Origin of the sequence: Streptococcus halichoeri (genome assembly GCF_019774635.1) — a bacterium.
Classification (GTDB): domain Bacteria; phylum Bacillota; class Bacilli; order Lactobacillales; family Streptococcaceae; genus Streptococcus; species Streptococcus halichoeri.
In genome coordinates this window covers 469040-486487 of the sequence record NZ_CP081502.1, presented here as the reverse complement: position 1 = coordinate 486487, position 17448 = coordinate 469040, and the positions used below count along the sequence as shown (strand labels likewise).

Below are 17448 nucleotides of genomic sequence, written 5' to 3'. Positions count from 1 at the left end.
TGTAAGATCCCATCACAGCACCGCCTAGTGCTCGTCCAAGACACCAGGCTTTGAATAAGCAATCGCATCAATTTGAAAAAGCAAGCCAGCCGGCCCACCTTCCTGGGCAAATTCGGTTTGAATGGCCTTGCGCGCCGGGTATTGCCCATTAAAACGGTCTTTGATGATTTTTTCCAAAACCGGGTTATTCCAAATATCTCTAAACAAGCAGTCCATCTTAACAACAGCTTCCAGTGTTAACCCAACTAGACCTAAACGGCGCTCCATCTCATCAAAAGCACCATTAATCTGGTCCTCAATGCTATCGCCAATGTTGCCACAGCAGTAATTAATAAAATAAAAATCGCCTGCCTCAACCAGGCCTGTAAAGCCTGCGCTTTCATTGACGTCATAACGTCTAATACTTTTCATTTGTTTACCTCAATAAATGTCCATTTAGTCTATCTATTATACCAGTTTCTCGTCAAATACAAAACTAAAAACCAACGCCACGATTGCTTATGCGCAGCCGTTTGTCTACCTAAAATTCAGCCTAGTGGTTGACCCTCCCAAAAAACCAGCAAAACAAAGACGCCTTTAGCTAAGCACAGCCCCTGATGAAGCAGCGCTAGCTTTTCTAACCCAAAAGGCCTTTGCGCAGGCAAAAACATGGTATAATGGTTTTAATCACTCATTAAAATCCTGAAAGGAAACCCCTATGAATAAATTTGATGCCTTTAAAGAAACCCTTACTCCAGAGAGTTTAAAAGCTATTTATGAGGAAACCCGCATTGAGGTGGCTAATGATGAACGCGAAGGAACCGAAGCCTTCTCCGTTGCACTAGCTTCTCAAATGGCTGTTAATCTGGTCGAAAAATACCATGATTGGCTCGATGAGAGATAAACAGATACAGCCAGAGCTGCAAGAATATAGCTTTTTAAGCCCCTTTGACGACTGTACTGTCAAAACCCTCCTTGAAGACAAGCTGCTCATCCCGCGCAAAATCCGCCATTTCTTGCGTACCAAAAAACATATCTTTGTAAATGAAGAACCAGTGACCTGGCAAAGCCTGGTGCCAAAAGATAGCCACATTAGACTGCTCTTTGACCAGGAGGACTACCCAGCTAAGGACATCCTGCTAGGTGATGCCACACTTGTCAACTGTCTCTATCAAGACCAGCACCTCATTGTCGTCAATAAGCCAGCTGGCATGAAAACCCATGCCAATAATCCTGGTGAGCTAGCTCTCTTAAACCATGTCTCAGCCTACGCACAGACCACCTGCTATGTGGTTCATCGTTTGGATCAAGAGACCAGCGGAGCCATTATTTTTGCTAAAAACCCCTTTATCTTGCCCTTGGTAAACCGGCTACTAGAGAGCAAAGCCATCTCTCGGGATTATTGGGCTTTGGTTGAAGGACACTTGCCCAGCAAGGACCTAACCTACCGTGACCCTATCGGTCGGCATCGCCATGACCGACGTAAGCGGGTCGTTGATGTCAAGCATGGCCAGTTGGCTGTCACCCATGTGCAAGCTTTAAAAAGCTTTCCACAGCAGCGCACCCTGATTAATTGCCGCTTAGAAACTGGCCGTACGCATCAAATTCGGGTGCATCTGGCCCATCACCACCATCCCTTGGTAGGAGATCCTCTATATCACCCTAATCCCAAAGGGCGGCTGATGCTCCACGCCCACACTTTGCGTTTTACCCACCCTTTGACTCAAAAAACCATTCGAGTAGAAGCCCAATCAGATAGCTTTCAAGCTCAACTGACGCCATAAAAACCCTCTGACATCATTGAAAGCCTTGCCAATCGTTAGCTACTGTGAGAAGCTAGTCGTAAGGATTCCATGACCTAAGAGGGTTTTTTAGTTACCTTGTTTATTCTATCAGAGGAGTTGGGCTGGTTTGGGGTTATTCCTTAGTCAGCCTTGGGCCGGGCAGGGGCTTGCTGTAGTCAAAGGCGTGTCCTTGCTGGGTTTGCCATAAGAGCAGCGTCAGCTTATTACCATCCACCAAGGCCCCATGGGCATAGGCCACGTTTTGGCCACCAAGGCCGCCACCAATAGTAAAAACTGTCGTGTCAGCGCCCGGCTCGCAGGTAAAGACATAGCGCTTGTCGCCCTTTTCCTCTGCTTTGAGAACCTTGAGACTTTTGGTGATTGGAGCTTTTTTCTTGTCTTTGAATATCTGGCTGAGGCTTACTTTGCCGTCTTTGGCAAATGCCAAGCGGTAGTGCACACCGTCTTTGTCCATGCTCCAGGTGCCAATCAGATCTTCTGGGAAAATAGCTGGCGCTTTCAGGTCGCTTTTTTCGCCAGTTGCCGTAATACTGTTGGTACCAGAGTGACTAACCAGGTAGTGGCCGTCACGTTTTTTGACGGTCATTTGCCCAGAAATATCCTGAGTCACATGGCCTGAGGTTTGCTTAGCTGGATCGGTATCCTTGTCATAGGTGTAATCATATAAAGCTGCAAAGTCAAGTACATAGCTGGTTTTACCCACTTGCTGCAAGTGCCTTAAGCTAATGTTTGGGATGGCAAAGTGGCTGGCTTTACGGCGATCTGTCATCAGCTTGCTCTTAACACTCTCTTTGAGGCCCTTGTAAAAGGCGTTACTAGCGCCCTGCTCAAAAACTGCAGCGAGGTCGGGCGGATCTTGCTGGCTAACGGTATAGGCCATGAGGTGGTTAAAGGCAGACAAGAGAACCTTTGTGGCCATATTATCATCCAAGAGATTCCCAATTGATACATCAACGGTCTCCCCATCGCTGATCGGTGCTAGGGGAACTTTTTTGGATTTTAATTGGCCATCAGGGAAGTTTTTCTTGACAAAAAGTTTGCTGGTTGGGGTGACGGGAAAATCTGTCACGGCAAAGCTGCCGTCTTTTAAGGTGCCAATCCGTATACCATCAGCGTAGACTTCCCCGTCCTTCAGGTCACTAACGACCTTAAACTGTTTGATGGCAACGCTCAAGTCGATTGTCGTCTCTTGACCATCATAATCCTTGGTCACATGCACCGGCTTACCTTTGTAATTGCCATTTAGAGCGATGTGATAAGAGGCCTTGGGGAGCCGTTTGACAACAAGGGTATCATGGTCAGTTTGTGTCGTAGCCACCAGTTTTTGATTCAGCAAAATATCACTCTTAGCCACATTGGTCTTGATGGTCAAAGTGAGGGGCTTTACGGCTACCCGATAATCTGGGAAAATGCCAAAGCGGCGACCAACCACCTTCATGTAAGTGGCATCACCACTGCTAGCCTTTTTTAAAACAGCCTTCATTTGCTTAGCTTCTGTTGTGGTTAGCTTGTTAAATGTTGCAAAGCGTGCCTCATCTGAGGTTAACTGTTGGTTGTTATCTTGCCAAATCAAAAATGCTTTGATATTTTCAAATGTATTGCCCGGCTTTTGCCGTGCTTTAACGTAACGCGTAGCGGTGGCTCCCTTTGAAAAATAAAAAGCCCCACCAGCCAAACCAAGTAGCACAAGGCCCACAAGGACCATGAGAGCTAACTTTCCTTTATGCCTTGGTTTCATCATAGGTCTCCTAACTGCTCGTTTTTATGACCATTATAGCAAATTTTCAACCATTTCGAAAAGTCCAACTGAAGATTGTCCAGCTTTATGCGCAAGCATTTTTCTCACTTATCTTAAAATTTAGATAGATTACATTTATACAAACCTTAGCTTACAGCTTGAAAATTTCTAGCTAGCAGCTTATACTACATGAGAAAGCGCTAACACATCTAACTGGAGGTTCCTTATGAACAAGAAAAAAATAGCCTTTGGAGCTATCACACTGCTCTCAACGCTGGCTCTACAAAGCCAAGTGGATGCCTGCACTGGCTTTATCATTGGAAAAAATCTCACCACTGATGGAACAACTCTGTTTGGACGCACAGAGGACTTAGAGCCTAATCATAATAAAAACTTTATCGTTTACAAAGCCAAGGACAATGCCAAAGGAGCCAAATGGAAAGACCAGTCTAATGGCTTTGAATACCCACTGCCACAGCACGCCTACCGCTACACTGCCGTGCCTGACGTTACTCCTAAAGACGGAGTCTTTGACGAAGCCGGTTTTAATGAACATGGGGTTTCCATGTCTGCGACAGTCTCTGCTTCAGCTAATAAGAAAATCCAAAAGCAAGATCCCTATGTCAAAGATGGTTTAGCAGAGTCATCAATGACCAGCATGGTCTTGCCCTATGTCAAAACAGCTAAGCAAGGCATTGAAAAAATCGCCAGTATCATTGATGACAAGGGGGCCGCAGAGGGCAATATTGTCGTTTTAGCTGACAAAGACGGGGTTTGGTACATGGAAATATTATCTGGTCACCAATATGTAGCTATCAAATTCCCTGATGATAAGTTTGCCGTCTTTCCTAATACCTTCTACCTCGGTCATGTCAACTTCAAGGACAAAGACAGAGTCATCGCTTCAAAAGGGGTGGAAAGCCTCGCTAAAAAAGCCAAAACCTATCAGGAAGTGGACGGCCAATTCCACATCGCCCGCTCCTACAATCCCCCAATGGATGACGCCAATCGCTCGCGCGTCTATTCCGGTATCAAATCACTCAACCCTGATGCCAAGGTCACTTACAAGGATGCCAACTATGAGCTATTGCAAAGCAGTGATAAAAAGCTAAGCCTTGAGGATGCGATGAAGCTCCAGCGCAACCGCTTTGAGGGGCTCAATCTCAAACCACTTGATCAGATGGCATTAGATGGCAAAGGCAAGCCAAAATCCAAAAAAGCCGTCAAAGGCTATGCCTATCCTATTTCCAACCCCAATGTTATGGAAGCCCATATTTTCCAATTACAGCCTGATATGCCAGCCGAATTAGGCGGCGGTGTCATGTGGCTAGCCATTGGCAGCCCGCGCAATGCCCCTTATTTGCCTTATTTAGCTAATATCACAGATACCTATCAGGCCTACCAAGAAAAGAGCACCAAATACAATAAAAAGTCGTGGTACTGGAGTATTTCACATATCAATAACATGGTCGCAGCCAATCCAAAACAATTTGGCACACAGGTCATTGACGAGGTCAAGCAATGGGAAAAAACCTGGATGAAAGAGCAAGAGCAAACCAATCAGGAATTAACCAACCTGGTCAAGAGTGATCCTCAAGCTGCCGCTGAAAAAGAAACCAAGCTTTCCAAGGAACGCGCAGCTAAAACCTTCAAACGGCTCAAAGAAATCGAAGCCCGCTTAGAAAAAGACAGCAGCAAAAAAGACGATAAAACCAAAAAATAACCCGCAGCAGTATGGAGCTGCAGCAGCCAGGACAGGCCGCACCAAGGATGGTCCACAGCAAGGGTTGCAGTAGCAAGCAAGAGCTGCACCGCACAAGCAAAGCTCTGACTGGTAAAAAAGTGAGGCCGACATCTCAGACATACCATAAAAACACTAAAGGCTATGGACAAAAAAGATCCAAGCCTTTAGTGTTTTATGTCTTATCTTATTAGAAGCCGCCCATCATACTAGGATCCATACCACCTGGCATAGCTGGCGCTTGTGCAGCTGGTTCTGGTTGGTTGGCAACCACTGCTTCTGTGGTTAAAATCAAGCTAGCCACTGAAGCTGCGTTTTGCAATGCTGAGCGCGTTACCTTCACTGGGTCAATAATGCCGGCTGAAATCATGTCGACCCATTCACCCGTTGCAGCATTAAAGCCAGTGCCTTCAGAGCTGTTCTTTAATTTGTCAATAATCACTGAACCTTCATAGCCAGCATTGTAAGCAATCTGACGGACAGGTTCTTCAAGGGCACGCATCACGATGTTGCGACCGGTGTCTTGATCACCATCTAATGCAAGTGCTGCGACTTTTTCAAGTACAGAGATGAAAGCTGTTCCACCACCTGCCACGATACCTTCTTCCACAGCTGCACGGGTTGCATTTAAGGCATCTTCAATGCGCAGTTTCATTTCTTTTAGCTCTGTTTCGGTTGCTGCACCGACTTTGATGACAGCAACGCCGCCGGCTAATTTAGCCAGACGTTCTTGTAATTTTTCACGATCAAATTCAGAGCTGGTTGATTGGAGCTGTGACTTAATCAAGTCCACACGTTGCGCAATGGCATCAGCGCTGCCTGCGCCCTCAACAATCACTGTTGAGTCTTTGTCAATCGTGATTTTCGCTGCTTGACCCAGCGCAGCCATTGTCGCATCCTTAAGGTCAAGTCCTAGTTCTTCTGTGATGACTGTCCCACCGGTTAAGATGGCAATATCTTCAAGCATGGCTTTACGGCGATCACCAAAGCCTGGCGCTTTAACAGCAACAACGTTGAAAGTACCACGGATCTTGTTTAAAACAAGGGTTGGTAATGCTTCGCCATCCACATCATCAGCAATCATCAACAACGGACGGTTGGTTTTAAGCACTTCTTCTAAAAGTGGTAAGATTTCTTGGATATTGGAGATTTTCTTGTCGGTAATCAAGATAAACGGATTTTCCAATTCGGCAACCATCTTCTCATTGTCGGTAACCATGTATTGAGAAAGGTAACCACGGTCAAATTGCATCCCTTCGACAACTTCTAGTTCTGTTTCCATTCCACGAGATTCTTCGATAGTAATAACACCGTCATTACCTACGCGTTCCATGGCTTCAGAGATGTATTCACCAACTTTTTCGGAACGAGAAGAAACTGCTGCGACCTGAGCAATGGCTTCTTTACCAGAAACAGGTTGGGCAATCGCTTTTAATTCAGCAACTGCTTTTGCGGTAGCTTCTTCAATACCTCGGCGGATGCCAATGGGGTTAGCCCCTGCTGTAACGTTTTTTAGGCCTTCTCGCACAATTGCTTGTGTCAAGACGGTAGCAGTGGTGGTTCCATCACCAGCAATGTCGTTTGTTTTTGAAGCGACTTCAGACACAAGCTTTGCGCCCATATTTTCAAAATGATCTTCGAGTTCAATTTCCTTAGCAATCGTAACCCCATCATTAGTGATCAGTGGTGAACCAAATGCTTTTTCTAGTACCACATTACGACCTTTTGGGCCTAAGGTTACCTTGACGGTATCTGCAAGGACATCTACACCGCGCACCATTGCAGAACGCGCATCTGCTGAAAATTTAATCTCTTTACTTGCCATTCTATGTTCTCCTTTATTTTTTAAATGTGAGCCAAGTCAAAGACCTCGTCTCAATCAAGGCTTTTGCTCAGCAATGATTGCCTCACTGAGGCTACCGCAGCTAGGCTTACAAAATTGCTAGAATATTAGCTTCGCGGACTAAGACGACCTTCTCATCGTCAACTGTTACGGGAACGCCTTGGTCAGCTTCCACTAAGACGCGATCACCAACACTAACAGCAGCTGGAATCACTTCGCCAGTGATTGTACGAAGGCCCGTCTCGCTGACAGCAAGCACGGTTGCTTGTTTAGTCGCTTGCGTGTGGGCACCAGCCAGAACAAAACCACCAATGGTTTGTTCTTTTTCTTCGTCGACTTTAACGACCACACGGTCACCTAATGGTTTAATCATGGTTTTTCCTCCAACTAAAATATTTCGTGATTTTTTAGCACTCTATTGTACCGAGTGCTAAGATAATTCTATTGTATCACTTGGTCAAAAATAGTCAAGACAAAAATAAGCAAAATTTAAATATCCCGCTAACCCGCAGCTACACCACTGTTTTATCCTATCATCCAGCTCGAGCGAGGAGCATCACACAGGTCTGTGGCCCCACAAAATAAACCAGCAAGAACCGCAAGTTCTTCTAGCTAGCCTCACAAAAGCCTGCTTTTTAGCTTGGCTTTTCATCCTGCTTACTTGGCGTAGTTCATTGTGATCCAGCGCCACTCCTAGCCTTGATCAGCAGCAAAAAAAAGCACCCAAACAGATGGAAAAGGTCTCCCAAAACGTTAGCTTGTGTCGTCTAACGTTAGGAGTCACACAATCTGTTCAGATACTTTTTTAAGAAACACTATCGAAGGTCACCTCTTGCTGCTTCAAGCCAACTTTCAGTGTTTGCCCGGCTGACAGCTTGCCAGCTAGGATCAATTCTGACAGCGGGTCTTCGATGGTTGTTTGGATAGCGCGGCGCAGAGGCCTTGCCCCATTCTCTGCATCATAGCCAATAGTTGCCAGATGGTTGAGCACTGACGGCTGTAATTTCAGCGTCACGCCTTTTTCTGCCAAGACAGCTACCAGTGGCTTGACCATAATTTTCACAATATCTTTAATGTTGGCCTGACTCAAGCTGTGGAAGACCACCTTCTCATCAATCCGGTTGATGAATTCTGGGCGGTAGGTGCGTTTTAGCTCTTCCATAATTCGGCTTTCCATAGCCTTGTGGTCCTGGCTGACAGCCTTGGCCCCAAAACCAACAGTCTTATCATCACGCAAGGCTGTTGCGCCCAGGTTACTGGTCATGATAATAATGGTATTTGAAAAATCAACCTTACGACCCCGGCTATCTGTCAGCATACCGTCATCAAGCACTTGCAGCAAGACATTAAAGATGTCTGGGTGGGCTTTTTCGACTTCGTCAAACAAGAGCACAGCATAAGGCTTATTGCGCACTTTTTCTGTCAGCTCGCCTCCTTCATCATAGCCAACATAGCCCGGCGGTGCGCCATTTAGCCGGCTTGCCGCAAATTTCTCCATGTATTCGGACATGTCAAAACGAATCAGCGCAGACGCGTCATCAAAGAGCACTTCTGCCAAAGCCTTGGCGAGTTCTGTTTTACCAACACCTGTTGGGCCTAAGAACATGAAAGAACCAATCGGCCGCTTGCCTGTGCGAATGCCAGATTGATTACGCCGGATAGCGCGAGCAATGACAGAAACAGCCTGCTCTTGGCCAATCACCCGCTGGTGTAGTTCTTTTTCGAGGCGCAAATATTTCTGACTGTCTGCCCGGCTTAGTTTTTCAACTGGAATGCCAGATAGCTTGCTCAAGGTGGTCAAAATGTGGTCTGGTGTCACTGCAACTGCCTTAGGCTCGCTCTCATCCTGTGTTTGCTTAAGCAGCTTAGAGACGCGTTTCATATCACCAGCAATCAGCGCCTGATCGGCCGGTGTCAGATCCTTAGGCACTTCCTTTTGCACCAAACCTTGGACAGTTGCGCTCGCCTCATCCAGTAGGTCAATCGCAGAATCAGGGAGATGCTTGCTTGTTAAATAGCGATGCGCCATCTTGACTGCTGTCTCCACTGTTTCGCGTGCAATCGTCACATGATGAAACGTTTCATAAGTCGACTTCAACCCCATAAGAATCTCAGTCGCATCAGCCTCACTTGGTTCGTCAATCAAAATCTTGGCAAAGCGGCGAGAAAGCGCAGCATCTTTTTCAATATGCTTTTGATATTCTTCTTGGGTCGTGGCACCAACCATATGAAGCGTGCCCCGGGAAAGGGCAGGTTTCAAAATATTCGCCGCATCTAAAGTGCTATCAATCCCACTACCTGACCCCATAATAGTGTGCAACTCATCCACAAATAAAATAATCTTGCCGTCAGCTTCAATATCAGCAATGATTTGATTCATCCGTTCTTCAAAATCGCCCCTAAAGCGCGTGCCAGCAACCACACTCATCATGTCTAGCTCCAACACCCGCATCTCACGCAGCTCATAAGTCGTTGTCCCAGCCACAATCCGCTGGGCTAAGCCATAAGCAAGCGCCGTTTTCCCGACACCAGCATCACCAACCAAGACCGGATTATTCTTGGTCTTGCGGCTGAGAATCTGCACCATCCGTGACACCTCTGCCTCACGCCCAATCACCGGCTCAAGCTTGCCCTGACGCGCAAGCTCTGTCAAATCGCGCGTAAAATCAGACAAGTCCCCTGTCGCTTGTGGTTTCATCATCTCTGAAAAACCACCAGCCTTGGCTTTTTTGGGCTTACGCAGATCATGGATGGCCTTAATAGTCGCCTTTGAATAACCCGCATGCATCTCAAGCGCCCGACGCAAATCCGCCAAACGAAAAGCACCCTTGCCGTCGTCCTTGAGCTTAAAGCCCGCCAATTCTAGCACACGGCACGCCAAAACATCAGGATTCAAAAGCATCGCAAAAAGCACATGCTCTGACCCCACATCCTTAGCTCCGGTCACCTCTTGAATCGTTGCCGCAAAAGCTAAAATCGCCTCCAATCCCCGTGATTGCAGACGCAACGGCACCTTAGTTACCTCTTCCTTAGGGCTTTTACCCATAGCTAAAATCGCTGCCGCTTCGTATTCTTCCATCGGAATACTATGCTCAAATTCACTAAACACCAGGCCAGCCAAAGAATTTTCTACCTTGACCATTGCTAAAAGAATGTGCCAAGTCTCTAAGAATTGGCTGTCGTAACGCGCAGCTTGGTACTGCGCTTGTTGAAAGATGTCTCGCATCTTTTTAGAGTAGTCAACCATTAGAGGGACCCCTTTCTATCAATCCGCTGCAAAAGGCGATAAAACATCCGGGCCCGAATCGTTGGAGCATCTCCCCCAAGCACTTCATTCGTTGCCATCGCTAAAATCAAATTGCCTTCACGCTCAGTGATCAGATTTTCATTATAGAGCAGCTGCACCGAATCAGTAAACAGCGCCTCACTCATGGTTTCCTTCAACGAGCCACGAAGACTTCCTATTAAATGGTGCTTATCCGAAAAATGCACCTTAGCAATCCGGATATAGCCACCCCCGCCACGCTTACTTTCGACCTCATAGCCTCGACTCTCAGTAAAACGCGTTTTAATCACATAGTTAATCTGACTAGGAACAACCTGAAAAGAGTCTGCCAGCATCGAGCGCTTAATCTCTGCAATCCCAGACTGCGCCAACAATTCCTTGATGTATTCCTCAATGCTATCTGAAGTATTTTTGCTAGGCATCCTGCTCTCCCTCCTTTTTGTCTCACATTTACAAGGTTCGTCAATTTGACTAAAACTGACTTTCATTATATCAAAAGCTCTCCCGTAAACGCAACTATTAATCATCTCACACTCACCCTCCCCGAAAAAAATAGTTATTAGTACCCATCACCCTAGCCCCAAAGGCTCCAGATAAGCCGCTACTACCGGGGAGGCATCGCAGCAAAAAAAGCCGGAAAAATAAGGCTTCAAGCCCCCTTTACAGACTTGTTCACATTTTTTGAAATGCAGCAATTCCGTGACCTTGAGTATATATATATATATATATATACTGATGGGTGCTATAAATGAAAAGGAGATTAGAAAAAACATGGCAAAGCACCATAGGAATTGGACAAAAAAGGCGGTGTTAGCAAGCCTTGTCGTCAGTGCAGGATTGTTGAGTGGACAGGGGACAGTACGGGCGGAAGAAAATTCCAAATTTAACTTGGATAAGTCTATCAGTAATCAGTCATTTAATATAGATGAATATGTATTTTCTAAAATTGCAATAGAAGAAAATACAAAAGAACGCACCCAGCATATCATAGATAGTTTAAAAGGTATTCACACTGACTATCTGTTAGAACTATATGAAGATCTTTTTGATCTTAAGGCACCTAGCGAAAACTTTTTGAGTAAACTGGACTTTTTAGAAGCTCCTCAAAACTATGATTCAAAGATTAGTCCTTATTATGCAAATCAAACCGGACTTGGTTTGCGCGATTTGCAGCCTCTTAATAATGATAAGCAGTTTTTATCTATCCGAGATTTGATAATACAAGAAGTTGGTCGTCGAACCAAATATTATGAAAAAGCTGTTAATAATGCCAAACAATTGAGTAAAAGCGGCAAAGAGGTGGAAACAACACTTACAAAGGCTACTGAAGAACAAGATAAACTTCAGAATCAGCTAAGTTCTGCAAAAAAGCAAAACAAAGAGCTGCAAGCTAAAAGTGACGAGATTTCGTCTAAACTAGTTCAAGCCAAGCAATCAAATGCTGAGCTAACAGAGCAAATGAAAGCCTTGGAAACGAAAGCCAAACAAACCTCAGAAGAGCTAAGTGAGACTAAAACTCGCGTTAAGCGTCTAACAGAAGAAACTGAAAACGCTTCTAAAGAAAAAGCTACTTTACAAAACCAACTTGACCAGGAAAAAACAGCGCTATCCAATCTTCAACAAAAATTCGCTGCTACTAACTCTCAAAACACTGCGGAAAAAGCGAAGCTTCAATCAGAGTTAGATGCTAAGAAAGCGCAAATTTCTAGCCTGCAAGCTAAGGTAGAAGAAAGTCAAGCAAGTCTTGATAAGCTTACTGCTGAAAAAGAAGCTGCAGATGCTAAGGTTGCTGAATTGACCGCTGAAAAAGTTAAGCTAAGTCAAGAAAAAGACAGCATTCAAGCTCAGCTTAGCAGCCAAACTGAGCTCAGTGAAGAGGAAAAAGCTAAGCTTAAAGAACAATTAGCTGATATTCAAGCTAAGATTGCTGAGAAAGACGCTTCAATCAAGTCACTAGAAGGTAAACTTGATGCACTTAAACAGCACGAGCAAGAAAAAGTTCCGGAAATGCCTAAGATTCCTGAGGCTAAGGATGAGGACCAACCAGCTGAACCTATGGATCCAGAAAGCAAACCGGAAGTTCCAAGTCAGCCAGATGTACCTCAAATGCCAGAGGTAACGCCTGCGCCTAAACCAGCACCAGAGCTGCCTAAAGTTCCGGAAACCAAACCTCAAGCTCCACACGCACCGGAAGCTGGTAAGCCAAGTACACCGGAGCAACCGGAAATCAAGCCAGCTCCGACCCCTGCTATTCCGGAAGTGAAGCCAAGCAAACCACACACTCCAGAAAAACCAGGCAAAGGCAAACCAGCGGCACCTAAAGCTAACCATGGCAAAGCTAGCCACGCAGCAACGCCTGCGGCGCCACACATGGCAGCCCAAAACACTGCTGCGCACTTGCCACAAACGGGTGATAGTGTCAACCCATTCTTCACTGTGGCGGCCCTATCTATCATGGCTTCTGCTGGTGTGCTTCCCACTAAACGCAAAGAAGACTAGTCAGATTTACACAGATAACATTTCTACTCCGTAAGATAAAACCTTAGTGATTAATAAAATGGCTTTCCACACTTGTCGTGGAAGGTCATTTTTGCTGGCTTAAACTGCTGCTACCACTTCCCCAAAAACCCTTCATATCAACCTTAAAACGTTTCCTAAACTCCTAACCATATCTTTTCAAACCTAGCAATCCCTGGCCTTAAGTATATATAGTAACTCGCTTTACAGAATTTTACACAACCTCACAAAACCTTACGACAAAAGGCGTTTAGAAGCGTTTGTTAATTATATTTTGACGTAAAAATCCGGTTGATAAGGTACTATTGGCACCTTTTCCCAAATAATTTAAAAAAGTTTGTAAAACAGTATTGACAAGTCATAGTACATGCACTATAGTATAAGTATCGAAATTGGAATTATTAGTGTCATATCAACTGTTACAATGATTTTTGGGAGGTTTAAAATGGCAACAGAAAATCTGTCAAGTCAACAAAAAGCCGATAGGCGGTGGGCTGAAAAAAACAGAGAACGCAGGAATTATTTATCAAAGCGCTCCACTGCCAGAAGCTTTATTAATAACAACGCTACAGCGGAGGACTTGGTGGAACTTGAAAAGTTAATCAAACTAAATTTAAAAAAATGGATTTAAGTATTGACAAGACATAGTGCATGTACTATTAACATGGGATAAACAAATAGGGACAAAAATGAAAATCAACCCCACAGCGAATTAAGGGACTCAGCTATGTATTAACCATTTTAAAAATAGTCCATTAACTTTGTTCAATGAACGGACTTTACCATCATCCGATAATGTACCAATAAATGCTGTTATATCAAGGATTTTAGCTTTTGCATGTACAGATTCGCGCGAATACCAAGCACAAAAAAGAAAAAAACTGACAAAACTGGCGTCTATTTTATGCTATGCCATTAGCTGGACTGTCAATCTCAACTTACGATGTTGTCTTTTGGTAAAAAATCATCTGCTAATACGTTGATTAGTTTACGCCAGTAAAAATATAAAGGAGAGTCGAAAAATCTATGGACTATCATAACCTTAACGATTTAGAAGTTAGAGAGATTATTAAAAAACTGAAATACCCACAAAAATTATTGAGTTTTCAAGATATAAAAACACAAGTATCATCTCTATTTGGTAGAATAGACTTAGATGAAGTAGTTATCGATGGTGACGACGTTAGGTATGTGCTACACATTTTTAGAGGGCAAAGAAACCCTAACCGATTCAGTATCCATCTGCGGTTTAAAGAATTTCACGATAATATCGTTCGGGTGGATATAAACCCTTCCAACAAACACCTTAACCCAGATGGAAATGTTGTTTCTGGTAATCATATCCACATTTACTCTAACAAATACGCTCAACGTGACAAAATAGCTATTCCTCTAGAAGAATCCGACTTTCCAAACGTAAATCTTATCTCAGACGTGTTTTTAGAATTCATCAATTATACGAATATTCAAGAGGAGGAAATTCAGATTGAATAACTCAAGCAAGCTTAAAAGGATATACTTTGATTGGTTGATGAAGGAATACTCCTTTACCGATTTAGACAAAAATGTTGTCGAAATTAGCATTCCCTTTTTGGATAATGATTTCGACTACCTAACCATGTACGCTGAATTTTTGCCAGATGGCAAGATATTATTAACAGATGATGGTTGGACTTTGGATAACTTAAAAAGCCACGGTATTACATTTACAGAACGAACAAAAGCCAAAAAGGCCACACTGCGAACTATCACAAGTAGTTTAGGAATAGAAATACAGAATAAAGAACTCTGTATAAAAACCGATTTAGACAAATTTCCAATCGCAAAACAACGGTTACTCCAAGCCATAATACAAGTGAATGATATGATTGTCCTTCAAAGCCCTCATATCAAAAATATTTTTCATGAGGAAATAGAGCAGACCTTAAACAAACGAAAAGTATTCTTTTCCTCTAGACCCTCTTATGCTGGCAAAGAGGGAATAACTGTCCAATTTGATTTTGTTGTCCCTATACATAAAAAAGAACGCCTAGTAAGAACTATCTCAAATGGGAATAATTTAAATCATGCTAAATTACTCGCTATGGATACTCGCTTGCTGCACAATCACAAGAAAAACGTAGAATACATTGCCTTAATTGATGATATAAACCATAACTTTAGTAAGCTAGCTGAAACGCAAGCCATTTTCCAAGAGAATTCAGCAGATCATATTTTAATTCTTCCACATAGAGAATTCATGAACAATCCCAATGCTTTAACAAACATCGTATAATCGAATAAAAAATCACGCGCATGGCAAAAGATTAAACCAGCGCCTGCTGGTCTGCTTGCCACTAAACGCAAAGAAGACTAGTCAGATTTGGATGACAGTTCTACTCCGTAAGATAAAACCTTAGTGATTAACAAAATGGCTTTCCACACTTCCCGTGGAAGGTCATTTTTGCTTGCTTTAACTGCTGCTGTGATTCCCCAAAAACCCTTCATATCAACCTTAAAACGTTTCCTAATGCTTTAATCATAACTTTGCAAGCCCGGCAAATCCTGACCTTAAGTATATATATATATATATATATACTGGTGGTTGCCGTAAAAAGCTTAGAAATGAAAAGGAGATTAATTTAATATGGCAAAACACCATTGGAGCAAAAAGGCGGTCCTCGCATCACTCATGCTAGGCGCAAGCGTTTTGGTAAATATACATGTAAGTGCGAAAGAAAATTTTGAACTAAATCCAGAGCTAACTAAACAAGCACTTGATCAAGAACTAACAGAACTTTCTTATATAGCTGGAAACGATGATTCGGCAGAACGTACTAAAAAACTCATAAAAACTTTAGAAGGGCTTAATACCCCAACTATATTAGAGTTGTTCGATAACCTAATGCATCCGACATCTCGTTCTTATTCTGAAAACTCTGCACTAAATAGCTTAGAAAACTTGATGGCCCCTATGTCTGATCAAGATGATTTACGTATACGTCATTTTTTTGGATTCAAAAAAGGCCTAGGCTTACATCATATAACCCCTGAAAATGGTGGTCCTAATAAGATACCTTTTACTCTCTTATTAGAAACAGAAATCAGTCGACGCCTAAAATCATATGAAATCGCACTGAAAGATGCTGTGAATTTTAGTTCAAAAGGAAAAGAAGTCCAACAAAACCTTGAAAAAGTCTCAGAAGAAAAAAATAAACTGAATACTGACATTGAAAAGAAAAAGGAAGAGTTAGAAAAGCTTACAGAAGAAAGGAAGAACCTTACTACACAGTTAGAAGAAGCTAATAAAACTAATGAAGCTTTAACTACTAAAGTAGGAAATATTGAAACTCAAGCGAAGAAAGCATCAGAAGAAGCTAAAGCTCTACATGAGCAAGTTAATGAAACTGCTAATCAAAATCAAAACTTGCAATCTCAGCTTGAAAGCAAACAAAAAGATTTAACTGACCTTCAACAACGTTTTGATACAGCTACGGAATTAAACCAAGAAGAAAAAGCTAATCTGCAAGCAGAATTAGATTCTAAGAAAGCTGAAGTTGACCAACTACAAGCTAAAGTAACTGAAAGCCAAGCTACTCTTGATAAGCTAACTGCCGAAAAAGCTGAGGCTGAGGCGAAAGTTGACAGCTTGACAAGTGAAAAAGCTGAGATTGAGGCGAAGCTTAACAGCCAAACTGAGCTCAGCGCTGAAGAAAAAGCTAATCTTGAAAAACAATTAGCTGATATTCAAAGCAAAATCGCTGAAAAAGATGCTTCAATCAAGTCGCTTGAAGGTCAGCTTGACGCCCTCAAACAGCAGGAGCATGACACAGCACCAAGTACTCCGGAAACACCTCAAGAGCCTGAAGTGAAACCTGAGGACAAACCAGCTGAACCTCAACAGCCTGAAACCAAACCTCAAGCTCCGCAAGCACCTGAAGCTGGTAAGCCAAGCACACCGAAGAAACCGGAAATCAAGCCGGCTCCAACTCCTGCTATTCCTGAGAAACCAAGCACACCACACACTCCGGAAAAACCAGGTAAGGCTCATCCAGCGGCGCCAAAAGCCCACCACGCAGCTACTCCTGCGGTTCCACACATGGCAGCACAAAACACTGCTGCGCACTTGCCACAAACGGGTGAAGCTGCGACCAACCCATTCTTCACTGTGGCAGCCCTATCTATCATTGCTTCTGCTGGCATACTTGCCACTAAACGCAAGGAAGACTAGTCAATTGCCTTTCTAGCCACGCTATTGGCACAACTGCCACTCTTTTATAATCCTTTCAAAGCAAAAAAGGGGCTGCTCTCTCCTATCAGCCCTCACTCTAAAAACCAATTCCAATGACAAGCTTTCCACGATACCTAGCGTGGAAAGTTTTTTGTTGGGGTCTTTTTTAAAAGAAAAAAGCCTGGGCAACTGTAATGGCTGAGGGATAACTAAACAAAGGAGTAGCTAAAAAGCAGCTTTCTCTTTGTCGCCTTATAAGACCAGTGGTAGCTTCACCCACTACAGAAATGAGTCACAAGGGAGACTTCGTACATTAACCACTGCCTCTG

At 43.6% G+C, this 17448-nt stretch carries 14 protein-coding genes; 8 read left to right on the top strand and 6 right to left on the bottom strand.

Features of this window, described 5'->3' with window-relative positions; genetic code table 11:
• Positions 1–24: 24 nt before the first annotated feature.
• Positions 25–411: a RidA family protein gene (locus K5J94_RS02505; RefSeq protein WP_159543437.1), complete on the bottom strand. Its 387-nt coding sequence runs from the start codon at positions 409–411 to the stop codon at positions 25–27.
• A 286-nt stretch (positions 412–697) separates the two neighbouring features.
• On the opposite strand from K5J94_RS02505, the gene K5J94_RS02500 reads away from it, so the two are divergent.
• On the top strand, positions 698–883 hold the full coding sequence (locus tag K5J94_RS02500; RefSeq protein ID WP_221913400.1) for a hypothetical protein: 186 nt from the start codon (positions 698–700) through the stop codon (positions 881–883).
• Entirely contained in the window at positions 861–1763 is a 903-nt protein-coding gene (locus K5J94_RS02495; protein WP_221913398.1) for an RluA family pseudouridine synthase, read from the top strand. The genes K5J94_RS02500 and K5J94_RS02495 overlap by 23 nt, the downstream gene beginning before the upstream one ends.
• Positions 1764–1896: 133 nt before the next feature.
• Here K5J94_RS02495 and K5J94_RS02490 read toward each other — a convergent pair whose 3' ends face one another.
• The gene (locus K5J94_RS02490) at positions 1897–3525 is read right to left on the bottom strand and encodes a zinc ribbon domain-containing protein (RefSeq protein WP_221913396.1); all 1629 of its coding nucleotides are present in this window, start codon (positions 3523–3525) and stop codon (positions 1897–1899) included.
• A gap of 223 nt (positions 3526–3748) precedes the next feature.
• Between K5J94_RS02490 and K5J94_RS02485 the strand changes: the two genes are divergently transcribed.
• Entirely contained in the window at positions 3749–5245 is a 1497-nt protein-coding gene (locus K5J94_RS02485; protein WP_159563891.1) for a C69 family dipeptidase, read from the top strand.
• A gap of 208 nt (positions 5246–5453) precedes the next feature.
• On the opposite strand, the gene groL is transcribed toward K5J94_RS02485, so the two are convergent.
• From groL to K5J94_RS02465, 4 genes are all read right to left on the bottom strand, one after another.
• Positions 5454–7088: a chaperonin GroEL gene (groL, locus tag K5J94_RS02480; protein ID WP_159543448.1), complete on the bottom strand. Its 1635-nt coding sequence runs from the start codon at positions 7086–7088 to the stop codon at positions 5454–5456.
• 106 nt (positions 7089–7194) lie between these two features.
• Positions 7195–7479 (bottom strand): co-chaperone GroES, encoded by a 285-nt coding sequence (gene groES / locus K5J94_RS02475; protein ID WP_159563890.1) that lies wholly within the window; start codon positions 7477–7479, stop codon positions 7195–7197.
• A 432-nt stretch (positions 7480–7911) separates the two neighbouring features.
• Positions 7912–10353, bottom strand: coding sequence for an ATP-dependent Clp protease ATP-binding subunit (locus K5J94_RS02470; protein WP_221913394.1), 2442 nt, complete (start codon positions 10351–10353; stop codon positions 7912–7914).
• Positions 10353–10814 carry a CtsR family transcriptional regulator gene (locus K5J94_RS02465; protein ID WP_159543454.1) on the bottom strand — a complete coding sequence of 154 codons (462 nt, stop codon included), beginning with the start codon at positions 10812–10814 and terminating at the stop codon, positions 10353–10355. Before K5J94_RS02465 ends, K5J94_RS02470 begins: the two co-directional genes overlap by 1 nt.
• Positions 10815–11163: 349 nt before the next feature.
• Between K5J94_RS02465 and K5J94_RS02460 the strand changes: the two genes are divergently transcribed.
• From K5J94_RS02460 to K5J94_RS02440, 5 genes are all read left to right on the top strand, one after another.
• Positions 11164–12891 carry an LPXTG cell wall anchor domain-containing protein gene (locus tag K5J94_RS02460; protein ID WP_221913391.1) on the top strand — a complete coding sequence of 576 codons (1728 nt, stop codon included), beginning with the start codon at positions 11164–11166 and terminating at the stop codon, positions 12889–12891.
• A 463-nt stretch (positions 12892–13354) separates the two neighbouring features.
• Positions 13355–13540 (top strand): hypothetical protein, encoded by a 186-nt coding sequence (locus tag K5J94_RS02455; protein WP_159543458.1) that lies wholly within the window; start codon positions 13355–13357, stop codon positions 13538–13540.
• A 395-nt stretch (positions 13541–13935) separates the two neighbouring features.
• Positions 13936–14403: a DUF6978 family protein gene (locus K5J94_RS02450; protein ID WP_159543460.1), complete on the top strand. Its 468-nt coding sequence runs from the start codon at positions 13936–13938 to the stop codon at positions 14401–14403.
• A complete protein-coding gene (locus tag K5J94_RS02445) occupies positions 14396–15184 on the top strand; it encodes a DUF1828 domain-containing protein (RefSeq protein WP_159543462.1) in 789 nt (262 codons plus the stop codon). Before K5J94_RS02450 ends, K5J94_RS02445 begins: the two co-directional genes overlap by 8 nt.
• 351 nt (positions 15185–15535) lie before the next feature.
• The gene (locus K5J94_RS02440; RefSeq protein ID WP_221913390.1) at positions 15536–17119 is read left to right on the top strand and encodes an LPXTG cell wall anchor domain-containing protein; all 1584 of its coding nucleotides are present in this window, start codon (positions 15536–15538) and stop codon (positions 17117–17119) included.
• Positions 17120–17448: the final 329 nt, after the last annotated feature.

What these genes read in the sequence shown, in the direction of transcription:
- K5J94_RS02465 (WP_159543454.1), bottom strand. Translation starts at nt 10,814, where the DNA reads ATGCCTAGCAAAAATACTTCAGATAGCATTGAGGAATACATCAAGGAA.
- K5J94_RS02470 (WP_221913394.1), bottom strand. Translation starts at nt 10,353, where the DNA reads ATGGTTGACTACTCTAAAAAGATGCGAGACATCTTTCAACAAGCGCAG.
- K5J94_RS02500 (WP_221913400.1), top strand. Translation starts at nt 698, where the DNA reads ATGAATAAATTTGATGCCTTTAAAGAAACCCTTACTCCAGAGAGTTTA.
- K5J94_RS02455 (WP_159543458.1), top strand. Translation starts at nt 13,355, where the DNA reads ATGGCAACAGAAAATCTGTCAAGTCAACAAAAAGCCGATAGGCGGTGG.
- K5J94_RS02450 (WP_159543460.1), top strand. Translation starts at nt 13,936, where the DNA reads ATGGACTATCATAACCTTAACGATTTAGAAGTTAGAGAGATTATTAAA.
- groL (WP_159543448.1), bottom strand. Translation starts at nt 7,088, where the DNA reads ATGGCAAGTAAAGAGATTAAATTTTCAGCAGATGCGCGTTCTGCAATG.
- groES (WP_159563890.1), bottom strand. Translation starts at nt 7,479, where the DNA reads ATGATTAAACCATTAGGTGACCGTGTGGTCGTTAAAGTCGACGAAGAA.
- K5J94_RS02505 (WP_159543437.1), bottom strand. Translation starts at nt 411, where the DNA reads ATGAAAAGTATTAGACGTTATGACGTCAATGAAAGCGCAGGCTTTACA.
- K5J94_RS02495 (WP_221913398.1), top strand. Translation starts at nt 861, where the DNA reads ATGATTGGCTCGATGAGAGATAAACAGATACAGCCAGAGCTGCAAGAA.
- K5J94_RS02485 (WP_159563891.1), top strand. Translation starts at nt 3,749, where the DNA reads ATGAACAAGAAAAAAATAGCCTTTGGAGCTATCACACTGCTCTCAACG.
- K5J94_RS02490 (WP_221913396.1), bottom strand. Translation starts at nt 3,525, where the DNA reads ATGATGAAACCAAGGCATAAAGGAAAGTTAGCTCTCATGGTCCTTGTG.
- K5J94_RS02440 (WP_221913390.1), top strand. Translation starts at nt 15,536, where the DNA reads ATGGCAAAACACCATTGGAGCAAAAAGGCGGTCCTCGCATCACTCATG.
- K5J94_RS02460 (WP_221913391.1), top strand. Translation starts at nt 11,164, where the DNA reads ATGGCAAAGCACCATAGGAATTGGACAAAAAAGGCGGTGTTAGCAAGC.